This window comes from Mycobacterium paraffinicum, assembly GCF_025822865.1.
Taxonomy (GTDB): Bacteria; Actinomycetota; Actinomycetes; order Mycobacteriales; family Mycobacteriaceae; genus Mycobacterium; species Mycobacterium paraffinicum.
In genome coordinates this window covers 1-271 of sequence record NZ_JACKUR010000002.1, presented here as the reverse complement: position 1 = coordinate 271, position 271 = coordinate 1, and the positions used below count along the sequence as shown (strand labels likewise).

Annotated in this window: 1 protein-coding gene; it reads left to right on the top strand. The window is 66.4% G+C overall.

What is annotated here, in order from left to right; all coding sequences use genetic code 11:
• The coding region (locus H7J89_RS00010; RefSeq protein WP_156349812.1) for a WXG100 family type VII secretion target at window positions 1–271 on the top strand (271 nt) is incomplete at both ends.

Sequence of the window (271 nt, the reverse complement as noted above, 5' to 3'; positions counted from 1 at the left end):
TACCAGTTCGGCGATGTCGACGCCCACGGTGCCTTGATCCGCGCCCAGGCCGCGTCTCTGGAGGCTGAGCACCAGGCCATCGTTCGCGATGTGCTTGCTGCGGGTGACTTCTGGGGCGGTGCCGGTTCGGTGGCCTGCCAGGAGTTCATCACCCAGTTGGGTCGCAACTTCCAGGTGATCTACGAGCAGGCCAACGCCCACGGGCAGAAGGTGCAGAGCGCCGGCAGCAACATGGCCAGCACCGACAGCGCCGTTGGGTCCAGCTGGGCCT